At 39.8% G+C, this 17,111-nt stretch carries 14 protein-coding genes; 2 read left to right on the top strand and 12 right to left on the bottom strand.

Annotated features, from left to right (window positions below):
• Positions 1–375: 375 nt before the first annotated feature.
• The 3 genes from A5482_RS00865 to hisG all read right to left on the bottom strand — a co-directional run bounded on the left by A5482_RS00865 (position 376) and on the right by hisG (position 3,092).
• Positions 376–609, bottom strand: a complete 234-nt coding sequence (locus A5482_RS00865) for a DUF4327 family protein (RefSeq protein ID WP_069789964.1) — start codon at positions 607–609, stop codon at positions 376–378.
• 149 nt (positions 610–758) lie between these two features.
• The gene (locus A5482_RS00860) at positions 759–2,339 is read right to left on the bottom strand and encodes a glycoside hydrolase family 3 protein (protein WP_069789965.1); all 1,581 of its coding nucleotides are present in this window, start codon (positions 2,337–2,339) and stop codon (positions 759–761) included.
• Positions 2,340–2,459: 120 nt separating this feature from the next.
• Entirely contained in the window at positions 2,460–3,092 is a 633-nt protein-coding gene (gene hisG, locus A5482_RS00855; protein WP_069789966.1) for an ATP phosphoribosyltransferase, read from the bottom strand.
• A 259-nt stretch (positions 3,093–3,351) separates the two neighbouring features.
• On the opposite strand from hisG, the gene A5482_RS00850 reads away from it, so the two are divergent.
• Positions 3,352–7,578: a choice-of-anchor I family protein gene (locus A5482_RS00850; RefSeq protein ID WP_069789967.1), complete on the top strand. Its 4,227-nt coding sequence runs from the start codon at positions 3,352–3,354 to the stop codon at positions 7,576–7,578.
• A gap of 68 nt (positions 7,579–7,646) precedes the next feature.
• Here the strand turns inward: A5482_RS00850 and A5482_RS00845 are convergent, their stop codons facing one another.
• The 8 genes from A5482_RS00845 to petM all read right to left on the bottom strand — a co-directional run bounded on the left by A5482_RS00845 (position 7,647) and on the right by petM (position 14,352).
• Positions 7,647–8,285: a HEAT repeat domain-containing protein gene (locus A5482_RS00845; protein WP_141712656.1), complete on the bottom strand. Its 639-nt coding sequence runs from the start codon at positions 8,283–8,285 to the stop codon at positions 7,647–7,649.
• 9 nt (positions 8,286–8,294) lie between these two features.
• Positions 8,295–8,582: a DUF7734 family protein gene (locus A5482_RS00840; RefSeq protein WP_069789968.1), complete on the bottom strand. Its 288-nt coding sequence runs from the start codon at positions 8,580–8,582 to the stop codon at positions 8,295–8,297.
• Between the two features lie 12 nt (positions 8,583–8,594).
• Entirely contained in the window at positions 8,595–9,188 is a 594-nt protein-coding gene (locus tag A5482_RS00835; protein WP_069789969.1) for a DUF3177 family protein, read from the bottom strand.
• A gap of 80 nt (positions 9,189–9,268) precedes the next feature.
• A complete protein-coding gene (locus A5482_RS00830; protein ID WP_069789970.1) occupies positions 9,269–9,493 on the bottom strand; it encodes a Calvin cycle protein CP12 in 225 nt (74 codons plus the stop codon).
• Between the two features lie 305 nt (positions 9,494–9,798).
• The gene (locus A5482_RS00825; RefSeq protein ID WP_446684787.1) at positions 9,799–10,917 is read right to left on the bottom strand and encodes a glycosyltransferase; all 1,119 of its coding nucleotides are present in this window, start codon (positions 10,915–10,917) and stop codon (positions 9,799–9,801) included.
• 105 nt (positions 10,918–11,022) lie between these two features.
• A complete protein-coding gene (gene tkt / locus A5482_RS00820; protein WP_069789971.1) occupies positions 11,023–13,035 on the bottom strand; it encodes a transketolase in 2,013 nt (670 codons plus the stop codon).
• 233 nt (positions 13,036–13,268) lie between these two features.
• Positions 13,269–14,186, bottom strand: coding sequence for a thylakoid membrane protein ThyD (thyD, locus tag A5482_RS00815; RefSeq protein ID WP_069789972.1), 918 nt, complete (start codon positions 14,184–14,186; stop codon positions 13,269–13,271).
• A gap of 55 nt (positions 14,187–14,241) precedes the next feature.
• On the bottom strand, positions 14,242–14,352 hold the full coding sequence (petM, locus tag A5482_RS00810) for a cytochrome b6-f complex subunit PetM (protein ID WP_069789973.1): 111 nt from the start codon (positions 14,350–14,352) through the stop codon (positions 14,242–14,244).
• Between the two features lie 262 nt (positions 14,353–14,614).
• Here petM and A5482_RS00805 point away from each other — a divergent pair, with 262 nt between their 5' ends.
• Complete coding sequence (locus A5482_RS00805; protein WP_069789974.1) at positions 14,615–15,778, top strand: GuaB3 family IMP dehydrogenase-related protein; 1,164 nt, start codon at positions 14,615–14,617, stop codon at positions 15,776–15,778.
• A gap of 213 nt (positions 15,779–15,991) precedes the next feature.
• Here the strand turns inward: A5482_RS00805 and hemE are convergent, their stop codons facing one another.
• Positions 15,992–17,029 (bottom strand): uroporphyrinogen decarboxylase, encoded by a 1,038-nt coding sequence (gene hemE / locus A5482_RS00800; protein WP_069789975.1) that lies wholly within the window; start codon positions 17,027–17,029, stop codon positions 15,992–15,994.
• Positions 17,030–17,111 lie beyond the last annotated feature (82 nt).

Genomic DNA, 17,111 nt, shown 5'->3' with positions numbered 1-17,111 from the left:
TTAATTACTTTTTTTGGAAAAACAACTAATTTATTACGCTAAATTTGTTTTCCTCAATTATGGTTGTTATCAATTATGTTTAAGTTTTAATAATTATCTACAATAACTTTAAAATTTAATATCGCTTGTCTTTACAGATATATGCTTTGGAACAAAAGTAAAAGGTTAATTGGATGAGCCAAAATGATTCTTTATATATCAAAATTTTACTTAGTTATTTTAAACCATTTTGACTTGAATTACCGACAAAAATATCGCCTTAACTTCGGGTTTTAGCAAATGTCTTGGCAAGATTATTCTGATCTCAGTAGTTTATAAAAAAACTTATAAAGTTTATCAATGAGTAAATTAAGAGCTAAATAAAACTAACTAATTTTAGTCATTGTCCCATTGTTCTGAGGAAACTAAATCACCGATTTGGTCTCTCAATAAATAATCACATTTCTCAAGTTCACATTCTACACACACCCACTCTCTGGCAGGAATGTATTGACAAAGGATATAAATGGGCTGATGACGACTGACAGTACCTTTTTCTACTAGCTGTCTTACTTCGTCTTTGATCATGTCGATGGAATATCTGGTTGCAGTTTTTTCTAGGGTTTTCATCTGCTTTTTCCTCGTTGATTGATTTTATCTACTCTTCACTATAGTCTAACTTATGAAAATCAGAAATAAAGTCCTTCTGTATAATTTATTACATTATCTTAAGATTTTCTATGGATGTCTTTGTAGATATGGGTTTTTTGTAATTTATGTTACAGAAAGTTTCCTTTGGTGATGTCAAGGTTTGCTGATATTTGAAATATTCCGTTACAAATGGTTTGTTGTGCGATCGCCATTTGTCCATAGGAAAACCCCCATGGTATGCGTGTTGGAATCTGATTTTTGAACCAATCTAGGACGTAGGGGCTACCATAAACCATTATTCCCTGTAGGTGTGGATTTTTGAGGATTTGTTCATAGGTTTTAAGGGCGATCGCACTTAGCCCCGCAGTACCACGAAAAGGATTACCACGGACGAAAACTTGGAGGATAAAAGGCTTTGATATGGGCTGATTCTCCCACATATAGAGATTCCGTTGGTCAAATACTTGGGCATGATAACCGAAGCTGTCAGGAATGGTGATAGAGGGAGTTTGCCGATCCAAGAAATCACAGTTTAAGAGGTCATCCACCACTACTAAATTTATGCCTTCACCGACCTTTTTGATAGGATTTAAAGCACTTATTTGATTACTTTTGAATAAAATTTTATTTATGACCTGTTGAGACTCATTACTGCTAATTTCAGCGAAAGAAAAGGACTGTTGAGACTTAAATAACTTTTCCTTGGCTTTGGATACCCTTTGTAAACTTTCATCAATACGACTCTCGCTGATTTCTCCCTTTTCCACCGCCTCAATAATAGAGTGAATGGCTACTAGAGGATTTTCTGGCATTAATAAAATATCGGCCCCTGCTTGTAGCGCTTTGACGGCAATTTTTTCAGGGGGTGCATATTTCGCCACCCCTCCCATGATGAGGGCATCGGTGACAATTAAACCCTCAAAGCCCATATTATGTCTTAATTCCTCCGTTAAGATACGGTGAGAAAGAGTAGCAGGATTTTGATTATCATAGGCACTAACTAACAAATGTGCTGTCATAATAGCATCAACGTTAAGGGCGATCGCCCCTTGAAAAGGTACTAACTCTATGTCTTGTAACCGTGCCTGAGAATGACTGATAACGGGTAAATCCAAATGGGAATCGGTGGAAGTATCCCCATGACCGGGAAAATGTTTCGCCCCATTGAGGATAGGATATGATTGAGTACCCCGAATAAAAGCCGAACTTAACTCCTTCACCACCTCTGGATTATCCCCAAAAGCCCGAACATTAATCACAGGATTATCAGGGTTATTATTCACATCCACCACAGGGGCAAGAATCCAATTTACCCCCATACAAAGAGCTTCTTTGGCGGTAATTTTACCCATTTCCTCCGCATATTTTTTGGCTAACTCCAAATCATCCTGAGCAATTTGTGCCAATGCCATGGGAGGGGGAAACCAAGAAGCCCCCGTAAACCTTTGCCCCACCCCTTCCTCGATGTCTGCAGCTACCAATAAAGGAGTTTTTGCCCACTGATTTAACTGCTTAGTGCGTTGAGCAATTTCTGCACAACTTCCCCCCAAAAGAATTACCCCACCAATGTTATATTCCCATAACCATGTCTGCAATTGTTGCTGGTTGGCTTCCCATGCAGGATAGCGAATTTGATGATCAAATAAATAGCCTGTGGTGCGCACAACTATTAATTGTCCTATTTTTTCTTTTAAGGATAGGTTTTTCATGGGATATTAGGAATTAACGTTGCTGATTTTAGATATGATTTCTAGTAGAGGCGGGGAATAGGCAATGGTAATAATACTTTTATAAATCAAGTTGAATTATCCATTATCAACTATCAATTATCAATTATTTACGGTCATTTGTTCGACAAAATCACCAATATTATCACGATTGAGACGATAGAGAAGGGGATTGGCCACCAGATAAGCACTACTTTCAAATAATACGTCAATTTCTATCAATCCATTTTCCCGTAAAGTTTTGCCCGTAGAAACTAAATCTACGATCGCCTCTGACATCCCCGTAATGGGGCCTAATTCTACCGAGCCATATAAAGGTACAATTTCCACAGGTAAATCCAAGGCTCTAAAATGCTCTTTTGCACAGTTAACGAACTTTGAGGCGACAATGCCATGGGCTGGTAAATCAACAGATTTGCGATAGGGGCTATCTTTGGGCACAGCGACAGACATCCGACAATAGCCAAATCCTAAATCCGCTAGATGAGCAATGTTGGCTTTCTTTTCCTTCAGGACATCATAACCTGCAATACCAAGATGGGCTTGACCATATTCTACATATACGGGTACATCTTGCGCCCTGACTAATAAGGCTTTGGCTGCTCCCGTGGGATCTTCAATTTGCAGTTGACGGTTACTAGATGATAGAAATAGGCTGAAATCAAGCCCTGCCTTTTGACATAGTTCGATACTGTCTTTTAGTAATGCGCCTTTAGGAAGTGCGATCGTTAACATGGATTTACTTTTGCAATGGTGACTCAACCAATTATTAACTAAAATCTGTCATCACACAATGGGTTATTTGAGGGAATGAGGGATAGGGTGATTAAAGTTTTATCATCAATTACCGATTGTTATTATCAATAAGTCTCTTTTCTTAATCATTTCTTATTTAAAAGTTAATTAGTCGTTAAACCTGTCACGGTACTTTGTTAGACGGTACAGATAATACTGAGCCAGTATTTCGAGACTACAATTAATCTATGAAATTACGATGACTATAAATCTTAATCGCATCAGTACCTATAATACGGGTATTTTTGATGAAAGTGCGGCGGAAATTCCTGCTTATGATCCTACAACCCAAAGGTTGTTTGTGGTAAATGCTCAATCGGCTTCGGTGGATGTTTTGGATTTAAGCGATCCCACACAGCCTACCAAAGTAGGGGAAATTGTGGGAAGCTCTCTAGGTGGTGTGATTAACAGTGTCACCATAAAAAATGGTATCGTTGCGATCGCCCTTGAAGCCAATGTTAAAACTGATCCTGGCAGTATAATTTTATTTAATTCTGACAGTGATTTTAGTTCCGCTATTAATCCTATCGCCAGTTTTGGGGTTGGAGCATTACCTGACATGGTCACTTTTACCCCCGATGGAACTAAAATATTAGTAGCCAATGAGGGAGAACCCAATGACTACAATACAGAAGCGTCTATCGATCCAGAGGGTTCAATCAGTATCATTGACATCAGTAATGGGATAGCTAACGCCACCGTTACCACTGCTGATTTCAATGCTTTTGATGATCAAAAAGATCAATTAATCGATCAGGGAGTGAGAATTTTTGGACCCAATGCCACAGTTTCTCAAGATTTAGAACCTGAATATATTACCGTTTCTGCGGATTCTGGCACCGCTTATGTAGCCTTACAGGAAAACAACGCTTTAGCGGTGGTGGATATTGCTTCTAGTACCGTCACCAATATCATTCCCCTTGGATTTAAAGATCATAGTTTAGTTGGTAATGAGCTAGATGCTAGTAACCGTGATGATGTCATCAATATTCGTAACTGGCCTGTGAAAGGAATGTTCCAACCAGATGCGATCGCCTCTTACACCGTTGACGGCATGAACTACATTGTCACCGCCAACGAAGGGGATGCCAGAGATTATGATAACTTTAGTGAAGAAGCAAGGGTAGGAGACTTAAACCTTGATCCCACAGTCTTCCCTAACGCTGCACAGTTACAAGAAAATAGTCAATTAGGACGTTTAAACATTACCACTACCCTAGGGGATGCTGATGGTGATGGGATTTATGAAGAAATATATGCTTACGGTGCACGTTCTTTTTCCATCTGGGACGAAAACGGTAACTTAGTCTTTGATAGCGGTAGTGAATTTGAAAATATCGTTGCCCAACAAATCCCCGAATACTTCAACAGTAACAACGATGATAATGATTCCTTTGATGCTCGTTCCGACGACAAAGGACCAGAACCTGAAGGAGTAACAATTGGAGAAATAAACGGCACCCCCTATGCCTTCATTGGCCTAGAAAGGGTAGGCGGTATTATGGTATATGATATTAGTGATCCCACTGATGCTCAGTTTGTTCAATATATCAACAACCGTGATTTTACCGTGGATGCTCAATTGGAAGATGGTTCTTCCAATCCAGCAGCAGGGGATTTAGGACCAGAGGGTTTAGTTTTTATCAGTGCCGATGATAGCCCCAATGGTGTTCCTTTATTAGTGGTTTCCAGCGAAGTGAGTGGCTCCACTAGCGTTTATGAAATAGAACCAAAACCCTTCACTTTACAAATCCTTCATGCTTCGGATCAAGAAGCTGGTATTCCAGCCTTACAAGATGCCATCGGTTTTTCTGCGGTAATGAATGCCTTAGATGCAGGTTATGATAATACCCTGAAACTCACCTCAGGGGATTTATTCATCGCAGGACCTTTTTTTAATGCTAGTGGTGAGCTTTATGGACAACAGGGCATTGCAGACATTCTCATTCAAAACGCCTTAGGTTGGGATGCTGCCGCCGTCGGTAATCACGAATTTGACGCAGGACCTGGTGCTTTCTATAATGCGATCGCCCCTGACTTTTTCATTGATGGAGTCGGTATTGATCCTGAAACGGGTTATGAGGGAGCATTGTTCCCCTACTTAGCTACCAACCTAGACTATTCCACCGATAGCTCTGATTTGAAAGATTTAGTAGTAGAATCTGGTCAAGCACCTCAACCCAATAGTCTAAGTGAAAGTGTGGTAATTGATGTTAATGGTGAAGAAGTGGGGGTTATTGGTGCGGTCGTGCCTTATCTTCCTCAAATTGCCGGTATCGGTGGCATCACCATGTTAACTAATCCCACCAGTCGAGATATTGAAGTTAATGCTCAACTTTTAGCTGATAATATTCAACCCTTTGTGGATGAATTAGTAAATCAAGGCATCAATAAAATAGTCTTGATGACTCACTTACAACAGTTTGAGATTGAACAGGCGTTGGCCACTAAACTCACCGACGTTGATATTATCATGGGCGGTGGTTCTAATCGTGTCATGGCCAATGATGACGATATTTTGCGTCAAGATGAAACTCAAGTAGCTCCCGAATTATTACAACCTTATCCCCAAGTATTCCAAGATGCTGAAGGTAATGACGTTTACTTAGTCAATACAGGGGGGAATTATCGTTATTTAGGGCAATTAATCATCGATTTTGATTCTGAAGGTCAAATTATTGAAATTGGCGATGATAGCGGTACTTTCGCCACGGATATTGCAGGGGTTGATCGTCTCTATGAAGAAGATATTACTACTTTTGAGCAAGTAAGAGATTTTGCCAATCAAGACTTAGTAGCAGTTGTCGATAACGTAGGTAACTTCATTAATGGCAAAGATGGCACTATTTTTGGTAATACAGAGGTTTATCTTAACGGATTGCGTAGCAGTGTCAGAGCAGAAGAAACCAACCTCGGTAACTTAACCGCCGATGCTAACCTTTGGTATGCCGAACAATATGGCTTTGACATCGATATTTCCGTGAAAAATGGTGGCGGTATCCGAGATCAAATTGGCTTATCCTTTATTGAAGGTGGCACAAACGAGTTAGTACAATTGCCTCCCCAAGCTAATCCTGCCGTGGGTAAAGAAGAAGGAGATATTTCGGTATTAGATATTGAAAATTCCTTACGTTTTGATAATAAACTCTCCGTTGCTGATATTTCAGCCCAAGGTATCAAAGATTTAGCAGAGCATTTTGTGGCACAATGGGCAGAAGGTGCAACCCCAGGACAATTCGGACAAATTGGCGGTTTTAGCTTTAGTTTTGACCCTGATAATACAGCAATCGAATTTACCCGTGATGGCAGTGGAAATGCCACTGGGGTAGCAGTAGCAGGGGAAAGAATCCGAAACCTCGTCTTAAACCGTGAAGATGGTACTCAAGAGGCGATCGTTATTAATGGTGAATTAGTAGTTGATCCCAATAGTACCTATAAAATGGCAATTTTGGATTTCTTAGCCACTGGAGGTGACGGCTATCCTGCTTTCTATTTTGAAAATGTTGTCACCCTAGATAGTTTGACGGTGGATAATTTACCTAGTAATTCTGACTTACCGATTGGCCGTGAGCAAGATGCATTAGCAGAATATTTAGCAGAATTTCATCCCGATGCAGATCGAGCCTTTAATCAAGCTGACACTCCCATTGAAGAAGATACTCGTATCCAAAACCTCAATTTCCGTAACGATTCCTTGATAAATAACTCTGGCTCTGGCGGAGGCGGAGGGGGTAATAACAACCAAGGGGGTAATAATATCGATGATAACGTTAGTTTTACCGTGCAAGAAGTTGGCAACGGAGAAGGTATTGTCATTAATCTATCTCAAAACCCTCAAAATGTCACTGTCAGAGTAGAGGATAATATCTTAAATCGTACAGAGGCTAGTTTCCACAACATCATTGGGCTATATCAAGTACAGAACGTCAATGGTGCTATTATTGATACCTTCGATTCTAACAATAACGGCTCTACCAACGACCTATTAAACCCAGGTGATGAAGGTTATGCCTTTACTGCTGTTTCTAATGCGGTTAATAACTTTAATCTTGAATTAGGAGCTAATGGAGATCCCAATAAAAATACCAACGCTGATGCCTTTGGTGATGCTTTACTACAAGGGGGAAGAATTTATGCTCCTTTCATCATTACCAATGCGGGTAATTTAATTCCTGATGAGGGTAGTATTCGAGATGGTATGAAGGCTTTTCTAGAGCTTAATCCTTCAAATGTGGGTGCAACTCTGGAAAACTTTGACACTGATATTGTCGCTTACTTTAGTTATCTAGGTGCTAATCCTGATAATTCTGCTCACATCCGTAGTTTGGGTAATAATATCTTTGGATTTGAAGATTTGCCAGGTAATTTAGGAGTAAGTGATTTCGACTTTAATGATGCAGTGGTTAGGTTTGCTCCTGTTGTTTAATCAATCAAAAATTAATCTTATTTACTTTTAGTTATTAGCCCCTCTCCCTGTGGTGAGGGGTTTTTTTATTATTTTTCTGCGACGGTTTTTCGGGCTAATTTTGAGCGGGTTTTGATGGCTATTTCTTCATCATCCTGAAGATTGATTAAGGTTTGTCGGATGGTATTCTTCATCCCTTGATTATCCATGGCAACATAAAGATTAGTTAGGGAAACCACGGTAGCATAACGTACTACCCATTCACCATCTTGGGCAGTAATGAGGAGGGTATCTAATACTCTTTGTTGGGCTTGGGATAAGTTTTCGGAGGTCATTTTGTCCCATGTGATACTCCCTAGGCCTTTGGTGGCCGCTCTTCTAACACTGAGGGAAAAGTCACTACTGGCGGCTTTTAGTAACAAGTCTAGCCCACGAGGATCGCCAATGCCTGCAAATACTCTGATAGCCCATGCCCTTGCCCCATAGTTGTAATCGTCAACGTTTTCGAGAAGGGAGGTTATGGCGGTTTCCCCTAGGGCGATTAATCCTTCTGTGGCTGCGACGGCTGCCCCTGGGTTATTGAATCCTAGGACCTCAATTAGAGTGGGAATGGCTCGGGGCGATCGCACTTTAGCCAAGTTACTAACCGCTAAAAATAATGAGGAGGCCGAATCCGCCTTTTCTACAGCTTTGATTAAATCATTGATAGGGGTAATAGTTTCTGTCATGGTCAATTTTTAGGACAAAAAGTTTGCTTCAAATTGTGCAGGGGTCAAATTTTGTTCAATATATTGGGGACTTATGGGGTTGTAAGGGGCTTGGAGTAGATCAATAGATGAAATTAACCCAGAGGATGATAACACAGGCAAATCTGGGTCATATTCTGTGGCTCCTGTCAGACAACTAGAAAAACCCCTAAAGGTCATAATTTCAAGGTTTTCTCCATTTTCTTCGGCTCTGATTATGATCACAAAATGGGGGTTTTCCTTGGTATATTCTTCAATGTTCAAGAGTAAATTATTCATTATCCATTGTTTTTATTGCTCAATGGCAATTCTACCTTGTTTAATTAAACGAAAAGCGAGGAAGTAAAGTAAGTAAATGGTGTAAATAATCAAACCAGATATTCCCAAAAAGCCAAGAAATCCTGTGGTAGCATTGGGATGAAACCAACTTTTATAATGCCATGGCGCTTCTAACCATGCACGGCAAACCTTCTCCACCGCCGCATCTTCGGAAAAAGTACATCGTAAAAAAGGTGCAAAGGCGATTGCGCCTAGGATACCATAAATAGAAGTTGCCCAGCGCCATGAAGTGAGCAGTAAACGCAAAGGACTTTTAGGTAAATCTCGAATTTCGTCATTAATATCCACCCAAAACCAAAGACTAATTACAATCAAAATATGACCCACAAACCAAGCTAAATAACCCAGTTGCCATACAGGAATAAATAAATAAATGGCGATCGCCAATAAACTAGCAACCCGCCAAAAAATCAACAATAACCTTTGAATCGAAGCAATATTAGAGAATAAGCCCCAAATAGAAAGACAAAGAGGAAAAAATAAACAGAAAACTAAAAATAACTTGTAATTAGTCCAAACCAAAGCCCTTAATAAGGTATCTTCCATAATAAAAAATTTTAATATTCACCACAAAAAGAGGTGGGATAACCCCACCCCTAGCTTTTATTAAACAATAAATTGACCGATTAGTCGTCATAGATACGACACTCAGCCGCATCAGGGTTATCTTCACAATATTGCTCTAAAGAATTTTTCTTTTTTTCTCCCTGTTGTTGGTGGGAAGCCTCAGCTTGTAACTCCTCTACTGCATCCCAAGCAGCGGCACAGTCACCAGAGGTTGCACCTTCAGTGCTACATACTTCCCTAGCCTGTTTTAATTCTTCTTGAATTTGATCTTGTATGTTGCTCATAGTTTAATACCTTATGATTTTCTTATACCTTTATAGCTTATAACAGAATTAAGATCTTTGTTATAGGGATAATTCTACTACGGTGACACACTCCCAGAAAGAATCAGAGATAGTATTTTAGGCTGTTAAGACTCTTATAAACAAGGGGTTTAAACCCCTTGCCTAAATCGATTTAATTATGCCTACTTACTTAGGTTTATCACAAATACAGCAATAAGGCCATTGATAAAATAGCATTTCAAAAACTTTATTCAAGTAATTTATGATAGTCCGTATTATCACATCCTCATTCTCAAGATTGTTGGTTAAACGAAAAAACTATCTACAAAATTTTTAATATCTCGATAAAACTTTTCCTGTGAAAATAAATTTTTTCGACCGTCCAATATACTCCTTAATCTATCTTTTTTTTCCTGACTTTTAAGGACATTAACAATTTTTTCCACACCATCTTTCTCCGTCTCAAAAAATAACTCCGTATTCTCTAATCCTACAATTTCCATTTGTCCTCCTCTGCTTTTAACAAAAGGAATTGCTCCCGCTTTCATCATTTCTGCTACAGATATACCGAAAGGCTCAAACTTAAAATGAATACCATACTTACACTTATTCAATACTTGGGTATATTCTTGATAACTTAAGTTTTCACATAAAATAACCCAATCACTATTTTCTTTAACTACCTTTTTTAAAAAACGATAGTATTTACTTTTATAAATACTACTTGTACCCCCTGTTAAATATAGCTTAATATTAAAACCCCTTTTTCTGACTTCCTTGAGCATATTTAAAGCTCGATGGGGAGCTTTTTCCATCACTAATCTTCCGCTACATATAAAAGCATTTTCTTTTTGTTCCCAAGGGATTTGAGAGTTTTCTAACATGACACAAGGATAGACCACTGTTGAATCAATACCATACACTTTTTTGACGTTTTCGGCCGTTACTTGACTATTCGTTAGAGTTATATTTTCTCTTATTTGTTGTTTTGAAAAGTTAAATATTTTTGCTAAAAAATTATTTAAGCCATCCACTACATTAACCCAATGTAAATACTGAATTCCTTTTTTTCCTAAATCTACTGCATTATATCCTGAAACTAAAAGAGCATAATCATCTTTATAAAACTTCATTTTCGCAATAACGGAGTAAAGAATAAAAGCTCTACAAAATTTATTATTTGCGTAAAAATAGGTTGTTATCTTAGATAGGGGACGAGATAAAATATACTCTATTTTGATATTGCTACAAATAATATTAGTGCTATAAAATTGATTTAACTTATTAATGTTTACATCCACAAAAGTAAACAGAGTTACTTCATAATCATGTTGTAAAGCGTCCACTATTCCTAGTTCTACTGCTTCTGCACCTCCTCCTGCAAAGTAAGGGGCATACACTGCAATCTTTTTTTTATTCACCATTATTAAACCATATTTTTTATCAACAAAAAAGCCACTAAGGACTTCTGACTTATCATAGTCAATTTTGCCCTTAGTGACTTAAAAACTTTAATCAGTTAACAGAAATTAACCAAGGATGGATTTAGCTTTAGCAACAACATTATCAACAGTGAAACCAAATTTTTCCATGACAACTCCACCAGGGGCAGATGCACCATAGGTGTTGACACCGATACATAATCCTTCATCACCTACGAAACGCTCCCAACCAAAGGTGGTACCAGCTTCAACGGAAATACGTTTTCTGATAGCTTTGGGTAATACAGATTCTTTGTACTCATCGCTTTGCTTGTCGAATAGTTCAACACAAGGCATGGAAACCACACGAACTTTTAAGCCTTCTGCTTTTAGTTTTTCGGCGGCATCCACACAGAGAGAAACTTCGCTACCGGTACCGATGAGGATTAAATCTAATTCTTCGGGGGGAAAACCACAGGCTACCACATAACCACCTTTGGCTACTCCCTCGATGGAAGAACCAGCGAGGTTAGGTAAACCTTGACGGGTTAAAGCCATGAGAGAAGGGGTTTTCTTGGTTTCGATCGCCACTTTGTACGCCCCAGAGGTTTCGTTACCATCGGCAGGACGGAATACCATTAAATCAGGGATTAAACGTAAAGAAGCTACATGCTCAACAGGTTGGTGAGTAGGACCATCTTCACCCAAAGCAATAGAATCGTGAGTCATTACCCAGATGGTTTGTGCTTCGGAAAGGGCAGAAAGACGGATGGAATTTCTCATGTAGTCAGTGAATACCAAGAAAGTAGCACCGTAAGGAATCAAACCTGTGTTGTGAAGGGCAATACCGTTACAGATGGCACCCATGGCGTGTTCCCTAACTCCAAAGTGGATGTTACGATTTTCGTAAGCACCTTTTTGGAAATCACCAGAGATTTTTAATTGGGTTAAGTTGGAGTGAGTTAAATCCGCAGAACCACCTACTAACTGAGGTAATACTTCAGAAATAGCATTTAAACAAATTTCAGAGTGTTTACGACTAGCCAAGGCTTTATCTTCGGGGGTGTAGGTAGGAAGACAATCTGCCCAATTTTCGGGAAGTTTACCAGAGGTGATGGTTTCAAATTCCTTGGCTTCGGTGGGGTATTTAGATTTGTAGGTAGCTAGGGTTTCATTCCACTGGGCTTCTAAATCAGCACCTTTGTCACCAGCTTTTTTGAAATGATCATAAGCATCTTGGGGAACTACAAAAGGCTCGTAATTCCAACCGAGATTTTTACGGGTTGCATCTACCTCATCACCACCTAAAGCGGCACCGTGTACCCCAGCGGTATTGGCTTTTTTGGGAGAACCGTAACCAATGGTGGTGGTTACTTTGATCATGGTAGGTTTGTCGGTGACAGATTTTGCTTCTTCGATCGCCTTTGCGATCGCATCTAAATCACTATTACCATTTTCCACATGAAGAACGTGCCAACCGTAGGCTTCAAAACGTTTGGAAACATCCTCAGTGAAAGCGATGTCGGTAGAACCATCAATGGAGATGTGGTTATCATCATATAAAGCGATGAGTTTACCTAAGCCCCAGTGACCAGCGATAGAGGCCGCTTCCCCAGAAATACCTTCCATATTACAACCATCACCCATGATTACATAGGTGTAATGGTCAATAAGAGTACAGTCAGGTTTGTTGTATTTAGCCGCCAAATGAGCTTCTGCTAGGGCTAAACCAACACCATTGGCAATACCTTGACCCAAAGGACCGGTAGTAACTTCAATCCCTGCAGTTACGAAGTTTTCAGGGTGTCCAGGAGTTCTAGATTTCCACTGACGAAATTGTTTAATATCTTCGATAGTTACGCTATCATAACCGTATAGGTGCAACAAAGAATATTGAAGCATAGAGCCATGACCCGCAGAAAGTACGAAGCGATCGCGGTTAATCCATTGAGGATTTTTAGGGTTAAACTTCATGAATTGATCCCATAGCACAAAAGCCATAGGAGCTGCACCCATCGGTAAACCGGGGTGTCCAGACTTAGCCTTTTCTACCCCATCAATGGAGAGAAAACGAATTGCGTTAACGCAAAGTTCTTGAATAGATTGGGTTGCAACCACCATAATTATTTTTTTTACTAGATTTGACTTTAAATTTAAAAATTGTTAGAGAATTTACCGTTTATCTTCTCATTGTTTAGCAGAGATCGCAAGTTTTCTTCACAACAATTATATACAGTTGTCGAAAAAATGTTTTCCCGAAGGGAAAGAACGGGGAATGATTGATAGGCAATGATTTCTCCATTTTTGTTCTGTCACTTAATATCCGTAACTTGTTATTTTTTGATAATTATTAATTAATCGACAATGTCCTTTAGAGCAGGTTTGAGATCAGCATATTGGAAGTTATAGCCCATTGTCTCCATGGTTTTTTCTGGTAATACCTTTTGTCCTTCCAATACCACTTTCGCTCCGTCTCCTAATAGTAACTCAAGGGCAAAACCAGGGACAGGCAACCATGAGGGACGATTCATCACCTCCCCTAAAGTACTGCACAATTGAGTCATGGTCACAGGATAAGGAGCCGTAGCATTAAATGTTCCTTCGATACTACTATCGGCGATCGCCTTTACCAATAAATTAATCAAATCATCGATATGAACCCAAGAAAACCACTGTTTTCCTTCTCCAATGGGGCCCCCTGCAAAAATTTTAAAAGGAGGAATCATTTTAGCCAAAGCACCGCCATCTCCTAAAACAATACCAAGACGAAAGATAACCAAACGCACATCCGCTTCCTTCACCTTCTGGGCTTCCTCCTCCCATGCCACACATACCTTCGCCAAAAAATCATCCCCCGCAGGACTAATTTCCGTGTAGGTATCCGTTTCGCTAGTACCATAAAAACCTATCGCCGAAGCATTGATAAGAAAAGAAGGCTTTTGCTCACAAGATTTGATACCCTCAACAATATTTCTCGTACCTAGCTGACGACTATCAAAAATTTCTTGTTTATAACTAGGATTCCATCTTTCAGCGATGGGAGCCCCTGCCAAATTAACCACCCCATCACAACCATCAAGTTGTTTTTGCCAATCTCCAGACTGTTTGGGGGTATAACTGACATATTCCAAATTAGATTGTAAGTTGCTAGGAAAAGCCGATCTTGCCTTATCAACATTACGGGTTAGAACAACAATTTGGTGATTTACCGCCAGTTTTTTAACCAACTCTTTGCCCACAAATCCCGTGGCGCCGGTAATAGCAATTTTCATAAAAATTTTTTATTTATATAACCAAAAATAACCTAACACCCAACCAAACCTAATATTATTCAGCTTCCCCAGTAATTTTTAAAAGCAAAAAGCCCCAAGCCAAACCTACTAATACAACACTAAAACAAAGAATTGCACCACCAAACAACATACTTTCAGCAGTCATGATCTAATATCTCCTGATTAATTATTAACTTATTTATCTCAACAATTATATCCTAACCCTTTACCCTAGGAAAATTAAAGCTCCGTAGTGCGGTCTAAACTCACAAAAAAGCCAATGATATTTATTACTTAACACAACAAAATTAATAACTCCTCATTATCCATTCTCAATTATCAACTCTCCATTATCCCTATCTTGCCTAAAGATGTCAAAATTTGATAATCTAAGCAAATAACTTATAGCAGAAAATATAAATATTAAAGTGGAAATCGCAATTGGTCGTGGAAAAACAGCTCGTCGAGCTTACGGTATAGATGAAATCGCCTTAGTACCGGGGATGAGAACCCTAGACCCTATATTAGCAGATACAAAAGTAGAATTAGGGGGTATTGAAAGAGAAATTCCCATTATTGCCAGTGCCATGGATGGTGTAGTTGACGTAAAAATGGCAGTATTACTCTCCGAATTAGGATCCATGGGAGTGCTTAATCTTGAAGGCATCCAAACCCGTTACGAAGATCCTAATCCTATTTTAGATCGTATTGCCTCTGTGGGTAAGTCTGAATTTGTGGGCTTAATGCAAGAATTATATAGTGAGCCTGTAAAACCTGAGTTGATCAAAAAAAGAATTACCGAAATCAAAGAAAAAGGAGGTATTGCCGCCGTTAGTTTAACTCCCGCAGGGGCTGCAAATTATGGTGATGCGGTAGCTGAAGCGGGGGCAGATGTTGTCTTTATTCAAGCCACAGTGGTATCCACTGCACACCTTTCCCCTGAATCTATTGATCCTTTGGATTTAGCTGGTTTTTGTGAAAGAATGCCCATGCCCGTATTCCTCGGGAACTGTGTTACTTACGAAGTAGCCATGAATTTGATGAAAGCAGGAGCCGCGGGTATCTTAGTCGGTATTGGCCCCGGGGCTGCCTGTACTTCCCGTGGGGTATTAGGGGTTGGTATTCCCCAAGCGACAGCAGTGGCTGATTGTGCGGCGGCAAGGGATGATTTCCACAGAGAAACTGGTAAATATGTATCTATCATTGCTGATGGTGGTATTATCACTGGGGGAGATATTTGTAAATGTATCGCCTGTGGTGCGGATGCGGTGATGATTGGTTCTCCCATTGCCCGTAGTGCCGAAGCCCCTGGTCGTGGATTCCATTGGGGTATGGCAACTCCTAGCCCTGTGTTGCCCCGTGGTACTCGTATTAATGTAGGTACTACTGGTACTATTGAGGAAATTTTAACTGGTCCTGCAAAACTAGATGATGGTACTCACAATTTACTGGGCGCTCTCAAAACCAGTATGGGTACTTTAGGAGCCAAGGACATCAAGGAAATGCAACAGGTTGAGGTGGTTATTGCTCCTTCTCTATTGACTGAAGGTAAGGTATATCAAAAGGCTCAACAGTTAGGGATGGGTAAGTAGTTTAAAGGGAATTGATAATTGAGAATTGATAGTTGATAATGGTGTTTTTAATATCCCTTAACTGTTTTGATTTATCCAGCGCACCTTAACCCATGTAAATAATTTTTATAGTAACCCTTCTCTTTCGGGAGAGGGGCTTTTTTTAGTCAATTCTACCCCTGTGCCTTGGGCATCTCCCCTTGAAAGGGGAGAAGGAAACTTATGTTTTTTTAATTAGTAGCGGATACTTTTGGCGGTTTCAAAGAAAACTCTAACATGGTCTTCTGGAGTACCGACTAAGACACCATGACCTAGGTTCATGATATGTCCTTGATTTCCTGCTTGTTTGACGGTGTCATGGACTCTGGCTTTGATAAATTCGGGGGAACCGAATAGGGTGCCTGGATCCATATTGCCCTGAACTTTCATGTCTTTTCCTAGTCTGGCTCTGGCTTGGGCCATATCTACTGTCCAATCAACGCTGACAATATCTACTCCTGATTGACCCATTTTTTCTAGGACTCCAGCACTACCGCTGATATAGAGAATTAGGGGGGTGTCGGGATGAGTTTCTTTTACTTGTCTTACTACTCTTTGTTGATAGGGTAGGGCAAAAATTTGATAGTCTTGGGGGCTGAGTTGTCCTGCCCAAGAGTCGAATAGTTGAACTACTTGCGCTCCGCAGTCGATTTGATAGCGCACATAAACAGCGATCGCATCGGCTATTTTACCTAATAATTTATGTAATATTTCAGGCTCTGAAAATGCCATACTCTTGATGATGGAGTAATTTTTAGAGCTTTTACCTTCAATGGCATAGGCGGCTAAAGTCCAAGGAGAGCCTACAAAACCTAGTACGGTGGATTTGTTGCCCACTTCGGAGCGAAGGGTTTTTAAAATAGTTTTTATAAAGGGTAATGATTCTTCGGGATCTAGGGGGCGTAGATTCTCGATTTGTTCTAAACTACGGATGGGAGGATCGATAATGGGCCCTTTACTTTCGATGATGTCGAAGGGGATTCCCATACCAGGTAAGGGTGTCAGGATGTCGGAAAACATGATCACTCCGTCAGGTTGAAATGCTCTCCAAGGTTGTAGGGAGATCTCGATGGCAAGATCTGGATTTTCTGAGCGTTCCCGAAAATTGGGATATTTATCTCTTAAATCTCTATATACTTTCATATAACGTCCCGCTTGACGCATCATCCACACGGGAGGGCGATCGCCATTTTCTCCCCTTGCAACCCTTAATAAAAGAGGTAAATCGCTCATTAGATATATATTTTTTATCTCAAATTTTAGTGCAACACTCAGCTTATCATTAGACCTATTTTTTCTCCAAGAAATGTTAAGA

It is taken from the genome of Cyanobacterium sp. IPPAS B-1200, from assembly GCF_001747005.2.
In the GTDB taxonomy this organism is placed as follows: Bacteria; Cyanobacteriota; Cyanobacteriia; order Cyanobacteriales; family Cyanobacteriaceae; genus Cyanobacterium.
Note: the sequence above shows the minus strand (reverse complement) of the source record. Positions and strands in the feature narration are given on the sequence as shown.

Excerpts from the sequence above, each read along its gene's own strand:
- A5482_RS00865 (WP_069789964.1), bottom strand. The coding sequence starts at position 609 with ATGAAAACCCTAGAAAAAACTGCAACCAGATATTCCATCGACATGATC.
- A5482_RS00860 (WP_069789965.1), bottom strand. The coding sequence starts at position 2,339 with ATGAAAAACCTATCCTTAAAAGAAAAAATAGGACAATTAATAGTTGTG.
- hisG (WP_069789966.1), bottom strand. The coding sequence starts at position 3,092 with ATGTTAACGATCGCACTTCCTAAAGGCGCATTACTAAAAGACAGTATC.
- A5482_RS00850 (WP_069789967.1), top strand. The coding sequence starts at position 3,352 with ATGACTATAAATCTTAATCGCATCAGTACCTATAATACGGGTATTTTT.
- A5482_RS00845 (WP_141712656.1), bottom strand. The coding sequence starts at position 8,285 with ATGACAGAAACTATTACCCCTATCAATGATTTAATCAAAGCTGTAGAA.
- A5482_RS00840 (WP_069789968.1), bottom strand. The coding sequence starts at position 8,582 with ATGAATAATTTACTCTTGAACATTGAAGAATATACCAAGGAAAACCCC.
- A5482_RS00835 (WP_069789969.1), bottom strand. The coding sequence starts at position 9,188 with ATGGAAGATACCTTATTAAGGGCTTTGGTTTGGACTAATTACAAGTTA.
- A5482_RS00830 (WP_069789970.1), bottom strand. The coding sequence starts at position 9,493 with ATGAGCAACATACAAGATCAAATTCAAGAAGAATTAAAACAGGCTAGG.
- A5482_RS00825 (WP_446684787.1), bottom strand. The coding sequence starts at position 10,917 with ATGGTGAATAAAAAAAAGATTGCAGTGTATGCCCCTTACTTTGCAGGA.
- tkt (WP_069789971.1), bottom strand. The coding sequence starts at position 13,035 with ATGGTGGTTGCAACCCAATCTATTCAAGAACTTTGCGTTAACGCAATT.
- thyD (WP_069789972.1), bottom strand. The coding sequence starts at position 14,186 with ATGAAAATTGCTATTACCGGCGCCACGGGATTTGTGGGCAAAGAGTTG.
- petM (WP_069789973.1), bottom strand. The coding sequence starts at position 14,352 with ATGACTGCTGAAAGTATGTTGTTTGGTGGTGCAATTCTTTGTTTTAGT.
- hemE (WP_069789975.1), bottom strand. The coding sequence starts at position 17,029 with ATGAGCGATTTACCTCTTTTATTAAGGGTTGCAAGGGGAGAAAATGGC.